Genomic DNA, 24,520 nt, shown 5'->3' with positions numbered 1-24,520 from the left:
CCTCCATTTTTCTCATCTAAAAAAAGCAGCACCAAAAACCCTTAACATCGTAAGGATTTTTGAATGCTGCTTAATCTCTCTGCATATCTCTTACAGAAATATCAATCATCATTTTTACTATACTCATAGAAAGTGTACAAAACTTGCACATTTCCCACTATTTACGTTAACAAAGAGAATCTACATTCTTAGTAACTTCTCAGCCACCGATATGCGACATTTCAATTTTCGGCATTGCTTTTTTATTCGTATTGCTTAACCGTTCGTCTGAATAACGGTCTGAACGATTATTCCAAATGTCACGAATAACATTAGTAATCTCCTCATCCGTATATCCAAAGCGAAGTAATTCTTTAAGATCGTTTCCTTTAGAAGCAAACAAACATGTATACAATTTTCCTTCTGCAGAAATACGCGCTCTTGTACATGATGAGCAGAACGAATCCGTTACAGATGAAATAATTCCTATTTCTTCTTCGCTACCAACATAACGATAACGTGTTGCAACTTCACCAGGATAGTTCGCTTCAATATGTTCAAGCGGCATCACTTTATGAATCATCTCTACTATTTCCTGCTTAGAAACTACTTCACCTAATTCCCAGCCGTTAAAATTTCCGACATCCATATATTCAATGAACCGAAGGATATGCTTATTCTCTTTAAAGTACTCTGCCATCTGAACGATGTCTTCTTCATTTTCCCCTTTTTGGACAACCATGTTCATTTTAATTTTCATTCCGGCTTCCGCTGCAGCCTGTATTCCCGCAAGAACCGTTTTTACTTTACTTCTATTCCCATTTAAATAAGAGAATCGTTCTTCATTTAACGAGTCTAAACTAACTGTTACACGAGATAAACCCGCCTTATATAAATCTGGAGCAAACTTTTTAAGTAATGATCCATTTGTCGTTAAACCAATATCCTCTACTCCATCAATTTCGTTTAACCGCTGTATGAGTTCAGGTAAGTCTTTTCGAAGTAAAGGCTCTCCTCCTGTAATACGTAACTTTCTTACACCTAAAGAAACGAAAATACGTGTAATCCTTTCAATTTCATCAAAAGATAAAATTTTATCATTAGACAAAAAAGAATAATCACGACCAAATATTTCTTCTGGCATACAATATCGACAGCGAAAATTACAGCGATCAGTAACAGAAATACGTAAATCCTTTAAAGGACGATCTAATTTGTCTAATGTAACAGATTTCATGATTATTGCCTCGTTTCTACTTATTTTATATTTATAATCCGCTCTGGATGCGTATATACATTTAAAGATTTATTACGAATGAAGCCTATTGTAGTAATCCCTAACTGCTCCGCTAGTTCTAATGCTAACTCAGTTGGAGCTGATTTTGACAATATTACTTCACAGCCAATTTTCGCAACTTTTAATAGAATTTCAGAAGAGATACGTCCACTAAAAACAATAATTTTATCACCAATCGAAATGTTATTTTTTAAACAATAGCCGTAAATTTTGTCTAAAGCGTTATGTCTTCCTATATCCATGCGGCTTAAAACAATTCCACTCACATTACATAAAGCTGCATTATGAACGCCGCCTGTATGTTGAAACGTAGACGCAGATTGCTGCATATCATTCATTAACCGAAAACAATCCTCGGCAGAGATCTTTACGCGAATATCATTCATTTCTTTCGCAGTCAGCGCATCGTTCGCAAAAACAAACCCTTGCCTACTCATTCCACAGCACGAAGTAATATAACGTTTGTTTTGTATGTCACGATAATAAGGATTGATTTTCGTCGTTTTTACATGTACATAGCCTTCTTTTTCTTGCATCCATATTTCATCAATATCTTCATACTTTCGGATAATGCCTTCAGAGGCTAAAAAGCCAATTACCATATCTTCAATATACTCTGGAGTACTAACCATTGTAACAAATTCCTGGCCGTTAATTTTAACCGTAACAGGAAACTCTGTTACAATGCTGTCCTCTATATGTTTAAATTCCCCTTGCTCATATTTAAAAATTTTCCGTTCCACCTGAATCGATTTCACGATGAGCATCCTTCTCTCACGTTATATTTTTATCAAAAACAAACACGGAAACTGCAATATCCTCATCTACTTTCATATCAGAAAACAGATGAACTAACTTCGCACCAACAAGTTCTTCTAAATGTTCATGAGGATTAGCCACATACACTTCTTGAATCATTTTCGTTCGAGCCATATGAACCATTTCCGCCCCATCCGTAGTTCCCGAAATAAATTTCTCAGTAGGTGTTAAATTCCCATAAAGTGTTGCAATCGCCATGTTCTCGGTAAATACAGTATGAATTCTTTCCGGCCCTTTCCCGAACAACTCTTTTCGAAGCTTTCGGATCATATCATTAAATTCATGTACCATTTTTGACATACTCTCATTCCTTCCTAGTTATTCCATCACAACTATTTTAACAAAATGACCATTTCGCCTAAACTATTTAATAATGAGACGAAATGGATCACCTTTTACAATTATCTCAAGTACGCAAACAACATATGAAATACTATTATTGTTGCTTATCTATTCTTCTTTTAACCCTTTACCCATACCTTTTAAGAAATGAAGACCAAATCCAATAGCACGATTAATATCTGGATCCTTCAGTACTTTCATAAGGTCTAATATTCCTACTTTTTTATTGCTTTGCAAATGCTGGTTTCCTTCATCCATACCTGTCAATACGCTACCTATAAGCTTTTTCGTAAGTTCCGGATCAAGTTCTGTTAAAGCTCCTGCAGCGCCCATCATATTATTAATTAAATTTGTAACTGGTTCACGAGTGACTTGGCCTAGAACGATTTTTGCGATTGGTTCTTTCGCTTTCAGCATAGAATTTGCTGCTTCCAGCATCCCAATGTCATTTAATTCACCTACTATATTAAACATTTGATTTAAAGCATCTTCATTATCAGCTAGCAGTTCTTTTAAAGCTTCGAGTTTTTGTTGTTTAAGTTCTTCCTCAGTTAGCTCCTGCTTCTGGATCGCTTGAATAGGTGCTGCCATATTCTTTTCTCCCCCTTAGTTATCCGTTAAATGTACGTATCCTGGGCGAGCCCACTTACGATTTACCTCAATACCGTTTTGAGGATGACGCTTTTTATTACGCGGGTTCGTTTTTGGCATCGGATTTTCGCCATCAACTTCTAACACTTCCATACGTACTTTCGTTTGCTTATATGCCGGCGTGTTTGTACGTAAGTCAACGGCAGGACCTGTTAAGAAATTAATTGCCGATTCTTTATCCGTCGAGTTCATCGGTAAATACAGTTCATTCGCTTTTACACGATCCGTTACAAGTGCACGTAATTTTAGTGCTCCGAATGGAGAAACAAGGCGTACTAACGAACCAGTTTTCACTCCACGTTCCCTTGCAAGTTCTGGAGAAACTTCGACGAAAACACCTGGTACTTTCGATTGAATACCAGTTGATTTATTTGTCATGTTCCCTTCATGGAAATGTTCAAGCATACGGCCGTTATTAATGTGAAGATCGTATTCTGCTGGGAATTCAGCAGGACGTACCCAATCAGCTATCGCAAAACGAGCCTTTTTGTCCGGGAAGTTAAATCCATCTTTAAATAGAAGCGGCGTATTCGTACCATCAAAACTTCCCCAGTGGAAACTGTTCCACCCTTCAAGCACTTCATAGTTTGCGTGTGCAAATAGTGGTGATAAGCTTGCCATTTCCGCAAAGATTTCACTTGGGTGATTATAGCTCCAGTTTGCGCCTAACTTATTAGCAATTGCCTGTACGATCCACCAGTCTGGTTTCGCATCTCCTAGCGTTGGAAGCACTTGATATAATCTTTGTACACGACGCTCTGTATTTGTAAAAGTACCTTCTTTCTCAAGAGATGGCGCTGCTGGTAATACTACATCAGCGTATTGAGCTGTTTTAGAAAGGAACACATCTTGAACGACAAAGAATTCAAGGCTTGATAACACTTCATGTACGTGATTTGCGTTAGAGTCTACAAGAGCCATATCTTCTCCAACAAGATACATAGCTTTCATTTTTCCTTCATCAATTGCGTGAAGCATTTCAATGTTATTAAGACCTGGTTTGTTATCAATTTTTACTCCGTAAGCTATTTCAAATTTCGCACGTTCTACATCGTCAGTAACGTGCTGATATCCTGGAAGCCAACCTGGAAGTGTTCCCATATCACAAGCACCTTGTACGTTATTATGACCTCGAAGCGGATATGCACCAGCACCTGGACGGCGATAGTTTCCTGTTGCAAGAAGTAAGTTTGAAATTGCAGCGGAAGTATCTGAACCACCAGTATTTTGCGTTACGCCCATTCCCCAAAGAATACACGTACCGTCTGCATCACGAATCATTTCTGCCATTTTAACGAGCGTTTCTTTTGAAATGCCTGTAATCTCTTCTGCATATTCAAGCGTATATTCCGCGAGACTATCTTTGAAATCATCAAAGAAGTTTACATTCTCGTCGATGAACTGCTGATCGTGCCAACCTTGATCAATCATATATTTCGTAACAGCCATTAACCATACTTGGTCCGTTCCTTGCTTTGGACTAATAAAGATATCTGAACGCTCTGCCATTTCAGTTTTACGAAGATCTGCGACAATTAATTTTTGACCGTGAAGTTTATGCGCACGTTTCACACGAGTCGCTAACACAGGATGACCTTCTGTTGGATTACAACCGACGATAATAACAAGGCCTGATTGTGCGATATCTTTAATCGTCCCTGCATCTCCGCCCATACCAATTGTACGGAACAATCCATCCGTCGCTGGTGATTGACAATAACGTGAGCAGTTATCAACGTTATTCGTTTCGAACACTTGACGCGCTAATTTTTGAATAACATAATTATCTTCATTCGTAATTTTAGAAGAAGAAATAAAGCCGATAGAACCTTTACCGTACTCTTCTTTAATAGAGCCCAATTTATTCGCTACTACATGAAGCGCTTCTTCCCAACTTGATTCAACGAACACTCCATCTTTTCGAATTAAAGGTTTCGTAAGTCGTTTTTCAGAATTAACGAAATCCCAACCGAATTTTCCTTTTACACAAGTCGAAATCGCATTAACAGGTGCCTCAGAAGTTGGTTGTACTTTAAGAATTTCACGGCCCTTCGTCCATACTTCAAATGAACAGCCTACACCACAAAACGTACATACTGTTTTCGTCTTTTTCGTACGAGTGTCGCGCATTGCAGCTTCTACTTCTGACACAGCAAAAATACCACTATATCCAGGTTCAACCTCTTTAATAAGATCGACCATAGGCTCAAGAATATCAGGTTTTAACCCTGTCATAAATCCAGCTTCACCAAGCATCGATTTCTCCATTAAAGCATTACAAGGACAAATTGTTACACATTGACCGCAGCTTACACATGAAGAATCGTTAATATCTACTCCTTCATCCCAAATAACACGAGGACGCTCTGCCTCCCAATCAATAGATAACGTTTCATTTACTTGTAAGTTTTGACACACCTCTACACATTGACCGCATGCGATACATTGATTCGGGTCATAACGGTAAAATGGATGGGACATATCAACTTCGCCTGTATCAACTTTTGGTTCATAAGGATATTTTTGATGCTCAATTTCCATTAATTCTGCCGTATTATGCAGTTTACAATTCCCGTTATTGTTGTCACAAACCGTACAGTAAAGTAAATGATTTTCTAGTAAACGGTCCATCGCCTCATGTTGTGCTGCCTTCGCACTAGTAGAGGACAACTCAATATTCATACCGTCCGTCACTACTGTAGAACATGATCGCACTAGCTTTCCATTCACTTCTACAATACAAGTATCACACGTTTGAATAGGATCCACTTCTGGCACGTAACAAATTTGTGGATGTTCAATTTCGTTCTCATTAATAATGCCCAGTATAGTTGAACTAGGCTCAGCATTATACTCTTTGCCGTCAATTGTAATATGAACCATGCTGTCGTTCATGGTGACTCCCCCTTTTTGAGAATAAAAAAACTCCACCACGAAAATATACGCACCACATTTTTGGCACGTTATCATCATGGTGGAGTAGTTTATTAGCACATCTTGCTAAAATACCAGTCCATTTATTCATAAATAAAATGATAGATTCATAACAGGTCATATCACGATTCCATCTTTAACACTATAATTATAGCGTTAAATCCAAAAATACACAATATCAAAATGATAAAAAGGTCACAGCACATAATGCCCTGACCTTTTTACTACCTTTCAGGATTATTCTGAGATGACTTACTTCCCGGTGCAAACCAACCAATAAGTGCAATAGCAACTAATACTCCGTAGAAGATTAAAGTCCAAGTTGTACTGTGCGGGAAATCATGGTCTAAAATACCGATATCCTCATGGGCAAGTGTAATTACAGCAAGTTTGACGCCGACCCAGGCAACAATTGCATACGCTGTTGTTTCCAGTGCTGGGCGTTTCTCCAGTAATTGTACAAACCAAGTTGCCGCAAATTTAATTAAAATAAGTCCAGCTATCCCTCCGAGAAGTACAACTATGAACTGTCCTCCATCCATACCACCGAAATCTTCTAGCGGTGAATCCGGAAGACCGAGGGCAAGAGCGACTGCCGCTAATATTGAATCAATCGCAAAGGCAAGGTCAGCTAATGCAATCTTTCCTACTGTGAACCAGTAGCTTTTTCCTGCTGCTTCCTTTTCATCTTCCTTGTGAATATTTTGATTATTTTTTCCGAATTGCGCCTGAATGACATGCTTTAATCCTAAGTAAAGAAGATAAGCTGCTCCTATCGCCTGTATTTGCCAAACATTTGCAATAAATGATATAGCAAAAAGGGCTGCGAATCGAAAAACAAAGGCCATAATAATTCCGTAATTTATAGCTCTTTTTTTCTCTTCTTCGGGTAAATGCTTGGCTATAACTGCTAGTACAAGGGCATTGTCAGCCGATAACAATCCTTCTAATCCGATTAAAATTAACAATGCCCAAGCATACTCTAGCCATATTGAATCCATCCGCTTCTCTCCTTTCTAAAACTAAAATCAGATAAGGTCTTTGCTCATTAGAATTTCCGATTAAGCCAAATTAAATGCTAAAACATTTTGACAGTTACTTTGCTGTCCTCTATTTGTTATAATTTCAACAAAAAACAAATCTAGATTGTGGTTCCCTTAGAAAAGGTGACGCGACATTGTGCTTAAAAACTTGATGAATTCATCTTCACTTACAGGTTTACTGTAGTAATAGCCCTGAATTAGATAACATGCATTACGTTGTAACACTGTTAATTGTTCCTTCGTTTCCACCCCTTCTGCGATCACTTTCATGTTTAAAGTATGCGCTAGTGAAATAATGGTATGAATAATTTCATTTCCATCAGTAGAATTTCCGATCCTATTAACAAATTCTCTTGGAATTTTCAAGGTATCAATTGGATACAAAGGGAGATATGCTAATGAAGAATACCCTGTACCAAAATCGTCAATTGATAAATGTACACCATATGATTTTAATGCTTTTAACTTCGATAAGGTTTCTTTTTCATCTACCATTGCTATTCTCTCTGTTAATTCTAAATCAATCGAACTAGCAGGTACCCCTACTTCTTCTATGGTAGATATGATTGCTTGAACAAAATCTTTCTGTTCAAACTCTATAGCTGATAAATTTATCCCCATTTTTAGATTTGCATAGCCTGCAGAATGCCACTTTTTCAGTTGTCGACACGCTTCCTGTAACGTCCATTTCCCAATTGGAATAATTTCCGACGTTTCTTCCGCGATAGGTATAAATTCAAAAGGAGAAATAAGTCCCAGTTTTGGATGTTGCCAACGAATTAAAGCCTCTGCACCAATAACCATACCAGTCTTACTGTCAACTTGTGGTTGATATAATAAAAACAACTCATTATTTTCTAATGCCTTCGGTAAATCCTGTTCTAATCGTAATCGTCTTGTTATTTTTTTTGATAATGTCTCGTCATACATGCAAACAGCATTATTACCTTTTTCCTTTGCACTATACATAGCAATATCAGCATGTTGTAAAAGTGTAGTAGTATTTATTCCTCCAAACGGATACACCGCTATTCCTATACTAAGAGATAAATAAAAACTATGTTGATTAACTACAAATGCTTCTTCAGTTATACGAAATAGAGTTTCACACAAATCCAATAGCTGTTGCTCTGTGTGGTTATGGACTATGATCGCAAACTCATCTCCCCCTATTCTCGCTAGAGGAATAGCCGGTGACAGACATGTCCTAAAACGTTTAGCAACTTCTTTTAAAACACTGTCACCAATTGAATGTCCCAGTGTATCGTTAATGGTTTTAAAACGATTTAAATCTATATACAAGAGTCCAAATTCACCCTGCGTTTTTCGTGCACGCTCAATGGATTTTTCTAATTCTTTTTGGAAGAATATTCGATTTCCAATCTCCGTCACTGTATCATGGAATGCTAGATAGTTTATCTCATCTTGTTGTTTCTTCATTCTCGTAATGTCTTTTACCATTACATAACTCCCAAAAGTTTGTCCTTCTATCATAATAGGAACAATGGTGACGTACCAAAAATGAATGTCCTTCTCATTATTATTTTTCACACGTAATTGTAACGAAGCCGAACTGCATCGTTTCCCTTCCTGTAGAGCTGCTTCCAATTCAGATCTATCTTCGTCTAAAAAAATCGAGAAGCACTCTTTACCTATTAATTCATCACTGTTTTTTCCTAATAACATACTTCCAGCCTGGTTTATATTTAACACAGTACCATTTGAATTAATCGTTAAAATAGGATCTGGATGATACTCATATAATGACTTAAATCTCTCTTGATTTTTGACCAAGTCATTGGATTTGTTTATTAAATCTTCTGTTCTTTGAGATACTTTTTGTTCTAATTGATTATTAAACACTTTTAACATTTCGGTTAAATCTCTGTTTTGCATTCGTACGATAGTATGACGAATCAGCACAAATACAAATGCAATACAATTCCCAGTAATAAGTGTAGCCGAGGAAGTTTGCTCTTTTAAAGTAAAGCCAATTAATACCGCAACTGCAAGATAAGGAAATATAACAAGAAGTTTCTTCCCAAATGTGGGATCGATAATGAAATAATTCCTTCTAGAAGATGCATTCTTTGAGATCGAAGCAGCAATAGCGATAAATAATAGGAAAACTCTATACAAACACCTTAATAATATAAGTGAACGATCTGACAAATCATCTTGTAAGTAAAAATACAAGTAGTCCGTAATAGCCAATCCAGTTAATACGAGAATAAAAATAAATAATTTACTTTTCGCATTAAAAATAGCTGGTCGAAAGATTAGACTAACTCCTAATAAAAGAAGTAATAAATCTATAATCGGAAAAATAAATGAGAGAAAAACATCTCCAATTGATAAGAATAAGATATTTGCAGAAGGTTTATTAAACAGGTACCACTCTAATGTAAAAATGGCAGTAACAACAATACATAAATCACAAATTAAATACGCTTTTTCCCACTTGTTACATTCCATAATGATTTTATAAAAGAATGCAAAGAGAAAGAAGAATAAGAAAAACAACAAAAACACATCAGAGATATTAAAATTTTGTATCGGCAATTCTACATTAAGTACTTGAAAAGCGGATATAAAATTCCCAATCAAGAAACACCCTATTGCAATAGTAATGCAAACCCAGAATACTCCTAACTTAATTTTTCCGGATAATATAGAATAAAGTAATGAGATAAATACAGTAGTTTCAACAACTAAGGATGATAGTCGGATATTAAAATCTGATACAAAATAATGATTCGGAAAAACAAATAAAAATATAAAACAAAAGCTTATATAGAATATTAGAGCTATTGTTAATAAGATAAATTGCAAATGTGAATGTTTAAGCAATATATTCACCTTCTTAAGTCTTTCATCATTTTTTCAAAAATTTGTTTCTAATTATTATTCATATTATGGCCATTTCAAAAGATTTCTTTCAAAATAAAGCAGCCTTACATTAAACCTATAAATATTTAACAATTCCATAACAGGAATTACAAAAAAATATGAACAGCTATGTCCTTAACACTATCAATTATTGTTATACGAACTATTTATGTAACAAGTTTATTTAATAGCTAATGAGTTCAAAGAATGTTTTCTTTGAACTCATTGTATACTGCCCATCTGAATCATATAACTTAACTATTTTTAAATTAAAATTTCACGTAAAAATAATGAATGTAGGTGTATGCCCCTATCTATTTATCTTTTTTTCTTCATAACTTCTATAGTATTCATTAAGTACGCTAACTTAAACACCGACTTATTTATAATCCTTAATAAGTCGGCGCCAGTATACACTATAAAACTAAAACACATTACAAATAACAAAATTATACTTTAGCAATTTATAAATTACTTATTCCTAGAATTACTAAATTCCCTTTTACTTATTTCAACCTATATTCAGATACATTATTTCCTTTCCATTCATAATAATCTAAAATCCCTTCATAAATGGCTTCTGCTGCAATCTGTCTACCGTTTGCCGTAGATAGTTTACTGTAATCGATACCATTATCTATAAAAGCCAGTTCCGTTAACACAGCTGGCATGCCGTTTTCTCTTATAACATGAAGATCTCCATGTTTAACGCCTCTATCACGTGTTTGAAGGGCCTCTACTAAACGTGCTTGGATTTTTTCCGCTAACACATGACTTTCTTCCACATGAGGATTTGTTTTTTCGGATTCAGAAGATTTATAATAGTATGTTTCCGTTCCTTTTGCATTACCATTATAAGCATTTGCATGAATACTTATAAAGATATCCCCCTGATTTTGCTTAGCAAATTTAACACGTTCCTGTAAAGAGCTTTTTTGATCATGTCCAGGTCTAGTATCAGATTCACGAGTTAATAAAACTGTAAATGGTGTATGTTTTTCAAGCAATTGTTGTAGGCGTAAGGAAGTGTCTAATACAATTTTACTTTCAGGCAATCCCTTTGTGGCTTTTCCAGGATCTTCGCCACCATGTCCAGGATCAATAATGATTGTTTTATTTTCTAAAGGATTTTTCGGACTGGATTGAAGGTTATCTGTTTTGGCAGTAAGTTGTGCGGCTTCTGCACGTGTTATGAATTTATTTGGTTGCCAGCCGTTATCTGTACCAACTGAAATTTTTAAATCAATTAAAATATTGGCGAATTTTTCACCCCAATGCCCTTTTAAATCTTCAAATTTACTTTGTCCATTGCTAGTGCTTATATTTTGTAATTTATATGCATTCACTAGCATGGTAGCCATAGCAGCACGAGTAACTTTTCCAGAAGGATTAAATATTCCATTTCCTTCACCTTTAATTATTCCTGCTTTTTCAGCTGCGGCAATGTATGGCGTTCCCCAGTGGTTTTGTGAATCTGTAAAAGATGGTTTTGCATTTAAGTCAATATGTATACCAAGGGCCTTTGTCATAATTGTTGCCGCAGAAGCCCTATCTAATGTATCGCTTGAACCAAAAGTTCCATCTGGATAACCACTCAATACTTTTTTATCAACTAAATAATTAACGGATTTGTCAGCCCATGCAGGAACATCTGGGAATTTATGAGTATTTGCAAATGTACTAGATGAATAGGATAGTAGACTTCCAGCAAGAATTCCTGTAGCAATTAATTTGTATTTCAAAATGTAACACCTCTAAAAAATTATTACAACTTGGTAAATATATCATTTATAGTTAATCTTTAAATAATACGACCTAGAATAAAGAATAGATTAAATACGTATTATCACTATATTAAAGATAATAAATACAAATCGAACTATTATTCCGAAAAGAATCCTGAGACATACACTTATAGATAGAGACTATTAAATATATTAACCAACATCGTGTAACCAGTATAGTTACTTATATGTACGAGTGTCAATTAAAAAAACCTTACATTTTTGTAAGATAACCATGTTAATTATATAGTAAGTAATTATTATATAATATGAATAATTACTCGGTATAATAAAATAATAATCTTATATTTTAAACAAATATTGATTATTTTGGTAGGCAAATAACTTATAACAGCCACCTTTTTGGCTATGCTTTGGAATCCTACTTTACTCTTCAATTCTCCGTATTAAAAGTTTGTTGATGAAATGTAATAACAACTGTACGATTATACAGCTTATTCACCTCAATTAAATCAGTTAAATATTGAGGAAGGGTCGGTTTATCTTTAAAATCATTATGTATTAAGCCCATTCACAGTGACAATACGCATATTCCCAGTATTTTTCGGATCACAATACTACAAAGTAAGACCTAGTTCCTTCCTTTTGTACAAATTTTTGATTTACTAAAATTAATTATAACTTTTCCTCTGCCCGAAATGATTCCATACAAAACAAAAGGGAAATACATAGTGTATATGTATTTCCCTTTTGTTTTGTACCCATTTTTATTGTGGTACGGTCATAACTTGACCGCTACTATCAACCATAATTTTCATTTTTCCGTCTTGAGCGTTATATAATCCTAGCTTATGTAAATCTTGTTTGCACTCTTTTACGAAGAAAGGTAACGTACGAATTTGATCGATATCAGAGCTCGTAATGAAATGAATTAAATGATGCGTCATTTCTTTAATATCATGTACAAGGTCTTCCTTCTCTCGCTTTAACCTATCATTTTCAGTTCGTAATGAATGTACTTCACCTTCAAGACCTCGAGCATTCTTTTCTTCTTTCGAACGCTCTGCAGCCATGCTAGAAAGCTTATAGATCCCCTCCATAAACTGATGTAATTCATGCTCTTTCTTTTCACGGGATTGACTAATTGTTTCAAAATTTTCAACGATACCTGATATAACTGTTACGAGATTTTTTTCGTCCTCTTCACTTCGGAAATCTTCTTTTACTTCCTGTTTTCTTTCTTGTTTCGCCTCAACAACTATACCCTTGACTGGTGTATATTTGCGTTTTCGACCCGGCTTTTGTTTTTCAATATTTTCAAACGGAATTTCTTGTTTTTTTAATTTATAATACGTGTTCTGTAATTGACTTTCCGTTTTTGGAAATAAATTCAGTTCATTTTTACTAACATATTTTGAAATATTTGCGATATTTAAGCCTTGACGCTGACAAAATTGATATACTTCATATAGTAGTTCTAGTTCAGACTTCAACCATGTAATTCCTGATTTTTCATATACTCGCATACCGCCATTTTTTTCTATATCTATTTGAAATAATACCATTCTATTATATAAATCGATAAGCTCTTCATACTTTATTCGGAATTGTTTCTCTATTTTTTTAAATTCCGCCTCTAATTTCATATCGTTCGTTTTATTATTTGACATGTTTTGTAAAAGACTTAATACGTTGATTGCTGTGTGGTGATACATACTCTGTGTCACTGCCCCTCATCCTTTCACAATTCTCATCTGACTCCCATGTCTTTTAAGAAAATAGAAATTTCCACATATCCATATTATAACATTTCGAAATTATCTGTCAAATATTTAACATACAAAAAGGTATAAAAAGTATGTAAATAATAGAAAATATTTTTAAAGAAAACATTAAAAAAATCTAACGAGATACTATATCAATAAAATGTATTTAATTATATTATATGGTATTTTCAATATAATTTCACCGAAAAATTTTGTGCTATCACGAAATATTACTAACACAATCCAAAGATACATTCTCTTATATTTTTAAATGAAAAAAGCCTACTACTTATTAAGTAAACCAAACAATAACCCTTAAATAAAAACAGCTAAATTCACGAAAGAGACTATTAATACATGCAGTCATAAACACTCCAGAAGCGTTTGATTTTTCTGCCTGTACAAAGCATAGAATACTAAAAAGGAACTAACCAGTACTATACATGGCTAGTTCCTCTATTCCAACTAAAAAAATGTGTTTTAAACCGGTTCTTCACACCCTCACTCGGAGGCTCACTTCTTTCACTTACCTAAAACCACTCCATATCTCTAGTCTTACATCGCATGGAGAACTAATAGGCACTGACCGCTTCCTCACTTGGCTCGTTCCTCTATTCCAACTAAAAAGCGTGTTTTAAACCGGTTCTTCACACCCTCACTCGAAAGCCTACTTCTTCGACTTACCTAAAAACACTCCATATCTCTGGTCTTTCACATCGCATGGACCTCTATTAGGCACTGACCGCTCCCATACTTGGCTCGTTCCTCTCTTCCAGCTAAATAAAAGCTTTTAAAGCACTAACTTATCAACTAAACCAATTAACTCTTGAATATCAGGCTTACTCACTTGAGCATTCGCTCCAACCGCCTCACCTTTATGGAACAACTCATTCGTAATTAATGAAGAGAAAATAATAACTGGTAATTGCTTCATTACTTCACTATCTTTAATTACTTTCGTTAAATGGTGTCCATCCATTTTCGGCATTTCAATATCTGTAATAAGTAGATGAATATGTTCATACATTTTTTCACCTTGCTCTTTTGCTAATTTTTCAATTTGAGCTAATGCTTCTGCACCATTGCTGAAGAAGTTCATTTTCGTATATCCAGCTGATGATAATGTTTCTTCTAGTATTTGACGAAGCATCGCTGAATCTTCTGCAATATAAATAACTTTTTCAGCTCGATCAGTTTTTTGTTCTAACCCTGAAAGTGATTTATTGTCATAACCACTGTTACTAATTTCGCAAACAATTTTTTCATAATCTAACAATAAGATAATTTTCCCATCTAGTTTTACAATTCCAGACGTCGTTTCTTCTAGTCCCATAGATAATGAAGCTGGCTCATCAATTTGTTCCCAAGAAATGCGTTGAATACGATGTACTTCATCAACACGGAAGATAACTTTCATTTGGTTTAATTCCGAGATAATAAATTTCGTTTGATCAAGTGGCTTTATCGATTTTAAATTAAGAGCTGTCGCTAAATTAATAACAGGTAAAATTTCACCACGCACTTGAACAACACCTTCAACTGCATGATGAGATTCCGGCACAGTTGTAACAGGGAATGGATTAATAATTTCACGCACTTTCATTACATTGATACTAAATAAATTTTCACCCACAGTATAAGTTACGATTTCTAATTCGTTTGTTCCACTTTCTAATAAAATACTTTGTGCTTGTGACATAAAGGTGTCGCTCCCCTTTCATTAATTCCGTATATTTAACTATTAAGCTTTAATAACATCCAAAAGTCAACTACCTATATGAAAAATATAGATAGTTGCGTGAGCCTTGCCGTTTTAAAATAATAAAAACACTGGTAAAGCTTAATCTTGTATAAACAAAGCAAGTGCTTCTAGTAACACTTCTTGCGCTCCTACAATTTCTGTCGGCATCGCTTCCCATTTTTTCGAAAGCTCTGTTTCCACTCTCACCCTAAGCTCTGGATTCATTTCTCCTAGCACATATTCCTTTGTCGCTATATCGACATCAAGAAGTGCAAGTGCATATAATTCCGGATCGTTTATTTTTTCAAATAATTGTTTCAATACCGCCGGTGCTATATGTTTTAACTTTTCAATGTGAATTTCCTTATCCGAAAATAGTAACTCATATTGAATAAACGTAACATTTTCTTTAATCACTTTAAAATAGCAATTATTCTTTTTATCATTTACAAAATAACCGTTCAGATCTGCAATAATACTCTCTACTTGACGTATTAAATTAGGCAAACTACTCGCCATCATTACAGTACGTTGCTCAACCTCACTTGGCGAAATGAATGTAACGCGATACTTATTCTGCGCCATCCTCCTCACCTCTCCTTTTATATAAACTTAGTCTAATTGTACAATATAGCACAACTATCTTAAATTAATCTATATCTATTTCAAATCACTGCTCATAGGCCCTATATCTTCAAAGAGCGAAGAGGTACCACCTAAACACTTGGATTCCAGCCTCTCCAACTACCTTAGAACCACTACATATCTCTGGTCTCACAACATACAAACCACTCATAGACACTGACCGCTACTACTCATCGCTGGGCCCTCTCTCAAAACCTAAAAGAAAGCTTTTACGAACCTTTAAGCCCCTTTCAACAACTCAATGTTATTGAACCAAAAAGCAAGCTGCTGATCCGTAATATCCGGCAACATAACGAAAAACTCACGGCACTTCATCTCATCTTTAAACAGTTGATACTTCCAAACACCACTACTACCAATACTTACGAAGTAAAACTCGTGTATACGGCCAATGATTGCTTGTTTTTCACCAAACGAATATGGAGGCACTTGTTTGATTTCAAATTGATCTGGTAAATATACATGCTCTTCTCGTTCTATTTTTAACATTTGCTCAGCAAGCTCACGTTTATTTTCGAAAAAAGGCAATTGTAAAATTCGCTCTTGTCTTGTCATACGAATATAAAACCCTTTCTACTACGTTACAATTTTTCTTTACGATTTATTATCGAATTAAGTTTACAACTTCATTTAATACTTCATCTGAAATTTTGATTACTTTCGCATTTCCTTGGAAGCCACGTTGGTATAGCATTAAATCAACAAATTCTACAGATAAATCTACGTTTGCACCTTCTTGTGCACTACCACGTACTTTTCCTGCACCATTTTGGCCAGATACACCCATTGCTAAAATACCCGTTGTATTTGTCGCTGTATAGTTACCGTTACCAGTTTTCATCAAACCGCCTTCATTCGGGAACATTGCAACAGCTAATTGACCAGCAGCTTTCATACTTCCATCAGAATATTTTACCATCAAATATCCACCGTCAGCAATAAAGCAATCTTTAACAGTCGCCGCCGCTCTACCATCTACGTTTGTTACTGCTAATGTTTTATCTGTCGGATGGTTTGTTAATTTACTAAAATCTAAATTTACTGTTCCGCCATTAAATGGAATAGATGCTCCAGGATTTTGCTGATTTGGCTTTCCTACTACATCAAACGTCATATCACCACCTGCGCCTTGAACCTCATTAAACGTTGTTTCTTTCTTCGAGTCGTTACGCATCTTTACTGTATATTTATAATTATGTTCACTAGTTTGTGTAAACTCCACGCGCATTGTCCATGTATTACCAGCATCATCGTATACAGGCAATTCTTGCGTAATTTGTTTTGCATCGGCTGGAATATTCCCTCCAACAACTCCTTTTGATGTTCGAATACCACCGATTGCTGATCCCATTGGAATTTGCAATGGCCCCGGGATACCAGATAAGTCAACATTACCAGTTGATGGATCTGCTGGATAAGCGAATACATATTGACCTTCTGTATTCGTAACATAGTAATCTGAAGATATTGCAAATGTCCCTTTACGTGTAAATTCCATATTTCCAGCTTTTGAATCACCTACAACGAAGAAACCGTTACCTTCCATTGCTGCTTGTGTTTTACCACCTGTTAACGTAATTGTACCATCGCTATAATCCGTAACCGTTCCGCTCATTTTTACACCGTTACCGATACTTTTAGGGTTCGTCCCTGCGTATCTATCATCACCTTTTGCACCAATTGAATTGTTGTATAATAAATCATCAAACATTGCTTTTTGTTTTTTATACCCAACTGTTTGTGCATTGGCAATATTATTTGAAGTTACACTTAATGCATTTTGTGTTGCATTCATTCCTGTAATACTTGTATATAACGCTTTAATCATAATGTATGGACACTTCCTTATGAATTTGTTGTTTTTACTTCTTCAACTACTTTTTGATCGGCTTCCTTTACATCTTCTGGATTCGTGTCTCCAATCTGTTTATCAGACACTCTTTCAACGAAACGAAGAGATACTACTTTATTATTAATAACGAGCTGTACATCGTTATTTTCTGCAAGGCGAACTGTCTCTACTTGACCAGTTACTTTGTTCCCTTCACCGTCAATACCTCTTACATACTTTCCTAAAAACTTCATTCCACCATCAAGCGCTGTCGAATACATCGTCGTTCTTAAAGAGTCAACTGCTTTGGTCATATTTTGCACTTGTTCCATAAGAGATAACTGCGCTGTTTGGTTCATCATTTGATTCATATCCATCGCATTAAATGGATCTTGGTGCTGGAAACTCGATAAAAACAATTTTAGGAAATCATCTTTCCCCATTACCCCAGGAGTCTTTTGCTCTCCTACTGAAACTCCATTCGCTTGTTGAACTGGCGATTGTACACCGTTAACAGGTACATTACTTTTTTGCGCTCCTGCTTGTAACGGAATATGATTTGTACTCGTTGTATTTAATCCAACTGTTGGCACGCTTTATTCCTCCAATAATCCCGCAAATTCTTTTGATTGTTGTTTCTCATGTTTCGTATTTGCTAATTTTTGTTTTTGCCTTTGCTCTTGTTCTCGCTGTTCTTTACGATTTTCATCTTTATCTGAATAGCTAATTTGAATATTGATTTCTTTTTCTTTTAACTTTAGTTTCAATTCATCAAAAATGATTTCAACACGTTTTTTCGCATCGTGTTTTTCCATTTCTACATGAACATCAATTTGGTCTCCATGTTTTTTCATAAACACAGTTAATGTACCAAGTTTTTCTGGATTTAGCTGGAATAAAACGCGTTCTTGTTTCACTACAAATTTTTGCAGCGCTTCTACTTGCGCTTCCATTTTCTTTCCTAAGTCAGGCAATGAAACCTTCACAGCACCACCATTTGATTTTCCTATTTGATCGGTACTGGTCGCTTTATTTAATAACTCCACACCCGCAGAACTCGAATCGTTTAATGTATCAACTTCTGGCAACTCTATCTTTACATCATCACTCTCTGATTTCGGAAGATCTACATCTAAGTCTTTAAATTCTTCTTGTTTCTTTGCAATATTACAAGTTTCTGATTCTACGACTTTTAATACTTGCAACATCTGCTCTGGCATCGTCACCTTGTCTAACGTCATTTGCATTGTATCTTCTAAACATATGGCATTTTTAATATTCATGTTTGAAAGAAGCTCTTGTAATTGCTGTAATTCAGCTGCGGGCAATTCGTTCAGTTTAATATTTCCGTATTCTTTATATAACTCTTGTATTTTTTGTATGTATTGATATAACAATTCTGGTTGCACACGTAATTGCTCAATTGCAACCATTTGCTCAGATACAGATAATAATAACTGTTCTGTCTCTTTTTTTTCTTCTTTCTTAACAATAGGCTCTTCTTTCGTTACCGATTTTTTAGAAAGAATATAATCTTTTTTCTCTTCTATTGGTGCTTCTTCTCGTTTCGTTTTCTCCGTTTTCGGCTGCTTTTTATTTTCAATTCTCATTGTATTATCAAATGAAGAATTTTCATTTTTCGATTTTATTTCTAGCCCTTTTTCTTTTTGCGGAGGTAAACTTTGTTGCACCGGTAATACAAATTGTATCACTACATCCACCTCATCCGTTCATACACATTTTTAAATCAAGAAGCATTTTTTCTTCTAACTTTTCTTTTACTTTCACAAGCTTCTTACAATCTTCTTGATACATTTCATCAATGACACGTTCTTTTTCTTTTATTTGCTCTAAAAGGCTTTCATTTTTTTGAATAAAACCTTCTGTTTTTTTTATTTTCCGATTCCATTCTTCTATTCTTTCAGGTGAAAATGTATGTGAAGACAGCATACCAGCCATAATACGTTGCCCAGTTTGTACGACTTTACTACGTGATTTCACAACATACAGATCATATTCTTTTTTTTGTTCTATTTTTCTTTTTTCAGCTGTTAGTTCGTACACTTCTTTCAAGATTTGTTCTTTCTCTTGATTAATCTGCAATTTTATCGTGTCGTACTGCTGCTTATCCACACGTTTTCATAGCCCCTTCCTATTATAACGTTCCCTTTTTCTATTATATAGTTTTTTCACAAAAAAATCTGTGAAATATTAAAAACAAAAAAATAAGACCTCAAAGGACGAGGTCTTATACAATATGGTGCATCGCTTGGACAACATCTTCAAAATGAAAACTATCCGTTCGACCTTGTTTTAAAAACATATTTATAGCTTCCACTTTATTTTTACATTCAAAAATATAAGCATTTTCTTCATTTTCTTGAATTGTTCCTAGTTTAAAATACAATTCATTTTCTTTATAAATAGATAAAATTTTTCTCATTTCATTTGCAAGTTGCCAATGATTCGGCGATACGATTTCTTCCATAATCCTACTAACCGAATCTAGTACAGAAATGGCAGGGTAATGACTAAGAGTTGCGAGCTCACGTTTTAATACAATATGTCCATCTAAAATACCACGAGCTAAATCTGGTACAGGACCATTTAAATCGTCACCATCAACTAGCACTGTATAAATACCTGTTATTGCCCCTTTTTGTGTTTTTCCGGATCGCTCTAATAACTTTTTCATATAACTTTCCATTAATAGTGTTTTACCACCAATTGGTAATTCCTTGACTGCAATGTCAACACTTCGGCGAGCATCAGCAAAACGAGTAACTGAATCCATCATAAGTAATACATTATTTCCTTGATCACGGAAATATTCAGCAATAGATGTAGCAAGCTTTGCCGCACGAAGTTGCATAAGGTGACTTTCATCTGATGTCGCTACAACAACGACGCTTTTTTTCATGCCTTCTTCGCCTAATTCTTTTCGAATAAAGTCTTTTACTTCCCGGCCACGCTCACCTACTAAACTAATAACATTAATATCAGCTTTTGCGTTTTTCGCAATCATTCCAAGTAATGTAGATTTCCCAACACCTGATCCAGCGAAAATACCAATCTTTTGACCGATTCCAATCGTTAACATAGAATCAATCGATTTAATTCCCGTTTCAAATACATCTGTAATTTCTTCACGCTCAAATGCATGAATCGGCGGTGCATCTAATTTTATTTTTTGTACTGGAATATTTTCAGCATCTTCATTTAACACTTCTCCATTTGCACTTAACACTTTGCCAAGCAAATGATTACCATGGGGCACAACGACATCTTCTGCAATTAATGTAACTGAATCTCCATAACACACTTTTTCTGTCTGTTCAAATGGGAGTAACATATTGTTTTCTTTTTCAATTGCAATAACTTCACATAAGACGCTATGTTCTCCAACGAGACAAACATCTCCAATCTTCGCTTTCGGACCTTTCGCTACAAAAAACTGCTCTTGTACACTATGAACTTTGCCAAATTTCGTATAAAACGGCGTTTCAATAAACGTATTCCATTTATTATGTTCGTTCATGAGCTTATTGTTCATACATTTTGCTCCTCAAACAACTTTTCTTCTTCCCATTTATGACGAAGTTTCGCAAATATCGGTGCAAATTTAAATTCAAAGAACTCCTTCTCTTCTTCCAAAACAAATTCGCCAAACTGTAAAGAAAAATCATACTTCCATTCTACTAATTGTAGCAACCAATACTCTTTCGTATTTTCCTTCTCTTCTTGTATACGCTCAAATGTTTCTGGATGAACCGTTATAATTAACTTTTCAAATGAAGTAGGCAATGTTTGAACGATACCTGTTAATATTGGCAGAACATCTAATACTCGTGAATCTACCGCTTGATTCACAATTTTTTCTGCTAATTGAAAAGATTGATTCCATAATAACTCAGTCCATTCGTATGCCGTTTCTTGTTGCTCCTTTTGAAACTGCATACGTGCTGCTTCCATCTGTTCCATTTGTTCATGAATATGCATTTGAAACTCTTCTTTAGCCTGCAACAACTGCTGATACTCTCGTTCTAACGTTTGTTGATGCTGCCTTAGCTGATTCATTTCAATATGCAATGCATCTTGCTGCGCAAGAAGTTCTGCATGATCTACTTGTATTTCCCCTTCAGTGTGAACTGGTATTGGCTTTGGAAACTGTAATTCATACGTTTCCTCAGAAAAAGAAACAGAATTCTTCGGAATTCTGTTTTTAAATAAGGACATCATCTTCACCTCTTTGAATGATAACTCTTCCTTCTTTCTCTAGCTTTTTCACTGTACCTGTAATCGTTTGCTGCGCTTTTTCAGCATCCGTCATCTTAAGCGGTCCTAAGCCATCTAACTCTTCTAAAATCATCTCTTTACGGTTTGAAGACATACATGTAAATAATTTCTCTTTAATTTCTTCTTTTGCAATTTTAATTGCTTTCGCAATAACACCGTTGTCTGTAATTTCCTCTAATACACGGCGAAGTGCAAGATCTTCAAGACCAAGTAAGTCTTCAAAGACAAACATATTTTCTTTAATTTTCTCAGATAACTCATAATCAACTTCATCGAGCTTTTGAAAGACTGTTTTTTCAACGCCTCGTGAAACATTATTTAAAATGTTCACAATCGTTTTCAATCCATCTGTTTTATTAATAGCACTAAATGCCATATTATTTAATTTTGCTTTTAATAACTCACCAATTTGATTAATTAATTCACCATCTACTTGCTCTAGCTTCGCAATGCCCATTACCGTTTCTACACGCTTATGATCTGGTAATCTCTCAATTAATTGAGATGCTAATTGAGGTTTAATATAAGAAGCAATAATTGCTATCGTTTGTGGCGATTCATCATTAAGCACTGTAAGAAGTGGTTCTAAATCTGTAAGTGAATTTAAGAATTCAAATGGATTATCTTTGTTGTACCAAAGGTCTTCTAATAATTTTTCCAACTCGTCTTCTGGCATATTTTTAAATATACGACGAATGTATTCCTTATCTGGAGTCACTAAATTCAATTCTTTTACATTTAGTTCATACAGGAACTCCCCTAGTACATTTTCTAACGTTTCTGGTGTATATATACGAAACTTCGCAATTTCACGAAGTAACACTTCTTTTTCCTCAGCCGTCATATATTCAATGACTTTTGCTGCCACCTCTTCGTCTAATGTACGAATGAGGATGGCAGCTTTTTCTTTGGAGGAGATTTCATCTAACATTGTTTTTCCTCCCTTACTATCCGTTTAGCCATTTTTTAATAACTTTTGCAGTACCTTCTACATGCTCTCTCGTAGCTTCCTGCACTTGGTCATCTAATGTAGGTTCTGTCGGTTCTACTGGTTCTGGTTCTTTTCTTGGCTCTGGTACTATTTTCTCTTCAGGAATTTCCATAATGCTTTCACTACTAGCAGCAACTTCCTCTTCTGCTAAGTATTCATCATATTCCTCTTCTTCTTTCTTTTTCTTACGTCTTGCTAAGAAGAACCATAATAATAGGCCACCAAGCGCTAACAATCCACCTGTAATTCCACCGAATAACCACCAATTAATACCACTTTCTTCTGGTTCTTTCTCTTTCTCTACTTTCGGTTGATCAAACTGAACAGTTACAACGTTAACTTGACCATTTATAAAGTTTCCGTTCGGATCAGCTTGAAGTCCAGCTGCTGTACCAATTGCTTCTTTAAACGTTGTCATATCAATTCTTCGTTTTACTAACGTATCATTATCTACCCATACAACAACATTTGTTTTCGTTAATTCTGGATGTTTCTTAATCGTTTCAACTGTTTTATCTATTTCATAATTTTCAACTTTGTTACCATTTTTATTATCGTAGACGATTTTACCATTTTGATTATTGTTCGTACCGTAGTTTGGCACTTCACCATTCGCTGTAATACCAGCACTTGGCTTCGTATCCGCCCCTTCTTGCGCAGTAGAGCTTTCCTCTTGCTCTTGTTTACTGCGAAGTACACCTTTATCGCCATATTTTTCTGACTGACGTGTAACTTCATCATAATTTACAGAGACTTTCGTATTCACTTTATATTCATTTGGCTTAAACATCGTCATTAACGTCGCATCAATATCTTGCTTTAATTTGCCTTCAATTTGTTGTTGCATCTCAACTTCTTTTTCATAAGAAGAGGAACTAGTAGATTGCGCTGCATCTGCTCCTTTTGAGATAACACCTTTTTTACTATCAATAACACTTACTTCTTCTGCTTTCACACCTGGAACGGCTGCACTAATCATTTGCTGTATACCCGCAACTTGATCAGCTGTTAATAGTTGTCCACGTTTCACACCAATAGTAATTGCTGCTGTTCCCTTTGCCTTTTCTTCATCGAAAATGGTTTCTTTTTCAGGTAATGTAATTTGAACATTTGCCGTTTCAATTGTCGCAAAGTTTCGTACAATATCTTGCTCCAATTGCTTTTTCGTACCGACAATCTGCTTCATTTTCTTATCTTGCTCACTTGAACCGAGCGAGCTTTCTAATAAAATTTCCTCACCGCTTTTTGAATTAAACGGTAAGCCCATTCCATTCATTTCTTTTCGAACCCATGGAGCATCGTTCTTTTGCACTCGAATCGAACCATCGGCTGCTAATTGGTAATCAACACCTAGCTTCGATAATTCTGCTGTAATCTCTTGCTTATCTGTATCGTTTAAATTTTGATATACAACAACATATTTATCTGGCAAGGTGAAGTATAAAAGTGCTCCTGTTACAATCGCTAAGAGCGCAGCACCAATTACTAACTTATGCCACGTTTTCAACGATTGGAAAACATTTTTTATCTTTTCCATTTAAACACACCCGT

At 35.1% G+C, this 24,520-nt stretch carries 21 protein-coding genes and 1 pseudogene; all 22 read right to left on the bottom strand.

Features of this window, described 5'->3' with window-relative positions; translation table 11 throughout:
- Positions 1–199: 199 nt before the first annotated feature.
- Positions 200–1,216 (bottom strand): GTP 3',8-cyclase MoaA, encoded by a 1,017-nt coding sequence (moaA, locus tag ABH955_RS15570; protein WP_404456085.1) that lies wholly within the window; start codon positions 1,214–1,216, stop codon positions 200–202.
- Between the two features lie 20 nt (positions 1,217–1,236).
- On the bottom strand, positions 1,237–2,034 hold the full coding sequence (fdhD, locus tag ABH955_RS15565; RefSeq protein WP_002086466.1) for a formate dehydrogenase accessory sulfurtransferase FdhD: 798 nt from the start codon (positions 2,032–2,034) through the stop codon (positions 1,237–1,239).
- Positions 2,035–2,050: 16 nt separating this feature from the next.
- On the bottom strand, positions 2,051–2,395 hold the full coding sequence (locus ABH955_RS15560) for a Na-translocating system protein MpsC family protein (RefSeq protein ID WP_002012015.1): 345 nt from the start codon (positions 2,393–2,395) through the stop codon (positions 2,051–2,053).
- 150 nt (positions 2,396–2,545) lie between these two features.
- On the bottom strand, positions 2,546–3,028 hold the full coding sequence (locus ABH955_RS15555) for a helical membrane plugin domain-containing protein (RefSeq protein ID WP_098168652.1): 483 nt from the start codon (positions 3,026–3,028) through the stop codon (positions 2,546–2,548).
- Positions 3,029–3,043: 15 nt separating this feature from the next.
- A complete protein-coding gene (gene fdhF / locus ABH955_RS15550; protein WP_404491312.1) occupies positions 3,044–5,983 on the bottom strand; it encodes a formate dehydrogenase subunit alpha in 2,940 nt (979 codons plus the stop codon).
- Positions 5,952–6,143: a hypothetical protein gene (locus ABH955_RS15545; protein ID WP_002094666.1), complete on the bottom strand. Its 192-nt coding sequence runs from the start codon at positions 6,141–6,143 to the stop codon at positions 5,952–5,954. Before ABH955_RS15545 ends, fdhF begins: the two co-directional genes overlap by 32 nt.
- A gap of 103 nt (positions 6,144–6,246) precedes the next feature.
- Complete coding sequence (locus ABH955_RS15540; RefSeq protein WP_002135404.1) at positions 6,247–7,023, bottom strand: TerC family protein; 777 nt, start codon at positions 7,021–7,023, stop codon at positions 6,247–6,249.
- Between the two features lie 156 nt (positions 7,024–7,179).
- Positions 7,180–9,915 (bottom strand): sensor domain-containing protein, encoded by a 2,736-nt coding sequence (locus tag ABH955_RS15535; protein ID WP_404456075.1) that lies wholly within the window; start codon positions 9,913–9,915, stop codon positions 7,180–7,182.
- A gap of 545 nt (positions 9,916–10,460) precedes the next feature.
- Complete coding sequence (locus ABH955_RS15530) at positions 10,461–11,696, bottom strand: N-acetylmuramoyl-L-alanine amidase (protein WP_404456072.1); 1,236 nt, start codon at positions 11,694–11,696, stop codon at positions 10,461–10,463.
- Between the two features lie 448 nt (positions 11,697–12,144).
- Positions 12,145–12,374 (bottom strand): annotated as a pseudogene (locus ABH955_RS15525) (Ger(x)C family spore germination protein); the annotation flags it as partial.
- A 92-nt stretch (positions 12,375–12,466) separates the two neighbouring features.
- Positions 12,467–13,414 carry a DNA-binding domain-containing protein gene (locus ABH955_RS15520; protein WP_404456480.1) on the bottom strand — a complete coding sequence of 316 codons (948 nt, stop codon included), beginning with the start codon at positions 13,412–13,414 and terminating at the stop codon, positions 12,467–12,469.
- Between the two features lie 841 nt (positions 13,415–14,255).
- Positions 14,256–15,164 carry a chemotaxis protein gene (locus ABH955_RS15515; protein ID WP_404491310.1) on the bottom strand — a complete coding sequence of 303 codons (909 nt, stop codon included), beginning with the start codon at positions 15,162–15,164 and terminating at the stop codon, positions 14,256–14,258.
- Positions 15,165–15,305: 141 nt separating this feature from the next.
- On the bottom strand, positions 15,306–15,791 hold the full coding sequence (locus tag ABH955_RS15510) for a LysR family transcriptional regulator (RefSeq protein ID WP_404456066.1): 486 nt from the start codon (positions 15,789–15,791) through the stop codon (positions 15,306–15,308).
- A 279-nt stretch (positions 15,792–16,070) separates the two neighbouring features.
- Positions 16,071–16,406 carry a DUF3964 family protein gene (locus ABH955_RS15505; RefSeq protein ID WP_002030948.1) on the bottom strand — a complete coding sequence of 112 codons (336 nt, stop codon included), beginning with the start codon at positions 16,404–16,406 and terminating at the stop codon, positions 16,071–16,073.
- A gap of 49 nt (positions 16,407–16,455) precedes the next feature.
- The gene (locus tag ABH955_RS15500) at positions 16,456–17,679 is read right to left on the bottom strand and encodes a flagellar hook protein FlgE (protein WP_404456063.1); all 1,224 of its coding nucleotides are present in this window, start codon (positions 17,677–17,679) and stop codon (positions 16,456–16,458) included.
- A gap of 17 nt (positions 17,680–17,696) precedes the next feature.
- Positions 17,697–18,275 (bottom strand): flagellar hook assembly protein FlgD, encoded by a 579-nt coding sequence (locus ABH955_RS15495; protein ID WP_404456060.1) that lies wholly within the window; start codon positions 18,273–18,275, stop codon positions 17,697–17,699.
- Between the two features lie 3 nt (positions 18,276–18,278).
- A complete protein-coding gene (locus ABH955_RS15490; protein WP_404491308.1) occupies positions 18,279–19,403 on the bottom strand; it encodes a flagellar hook-length control protein FliK in 1,125 nt (374 codons plus the stop codon).
- A 1-nt stretch (position 19,404) separates the two neighbouring features.
- Positions 19,405–19,815: a cytoplasmic protein gene (locus tag ABH955_RS15485; protein WP_256491132.1), complete on the bottom strand. Its 411-nt coding sequence runs from the start codon at positions 19,813–19,815 to the stop codon at positions 19,405–19,407.
- A 115-nt stretch (positions 19,816–19,930) separates the two neighbouring features.
- Positions 19,931–21,235, bottom strand: coding sequence for a flagellar protein export ATPase FliI (locus ABH955_RS15480; RefSeq protein WP_404456055.1), 1,305 nt, complete (start codon positions 21,233–21,235; stop codon positions 19,931–19,933).
- Positions 21,232–21,918: a FliH/SctL family protein gene (locus ABH955_RS15475; RefSeq protein WP_404456052.1), complete on the bottom strand. Its 687-nt coding sequence runs from the start codon at positions 21,916–21,918 to the stop codon at positions 21,232–21,234. The genes ABH955_RS15480 and ABH955_RS15475 overlap by 4 nt, the downstream gene beginning before the upstream one ends.
- A complete protein-coding gene (fliG, locus tag ABH955_RS15470; RefSeq protein WP_044441450.1) occupies positions 21,905–22,909 on the bottom strand; it encodes a flagellar motor switch protein FliG in 1,005 nt (334 codons plus the stop codon). The genes ABH955_RS15475 and fliG overlap by 14 nt, the downstream gene beginning before the upstream one ends.
- Before the next feature lie 16 nt (positions 22,910–22,925).
- Entirely contained in the window at positions 22,926–24,506 is a 1,581-nt protein-coding gene (gene fliF / locus ABH955_RS15465; RefSeq protein WP_215600997.1) for a flagellar basal-body MS-ring/collar protein FliF, read from the bottom strand.
- Positions 24,507–24,520: the final 14 nt, after the last annotated feature.

Origin of the sequence: Bacillus sp. RC240, from assembly GCF_044907945.1 — a bacterium.
GTDB classification, from domain to species: Bacteria; Bacillota; Bacilli; order Bacillales; family Bacillaceae_G; genus Bacillus_A; species Bacillus_A mycoides.
This window is presented reverse-complemented; position numbering and strand designations above follow the sequence as displayed.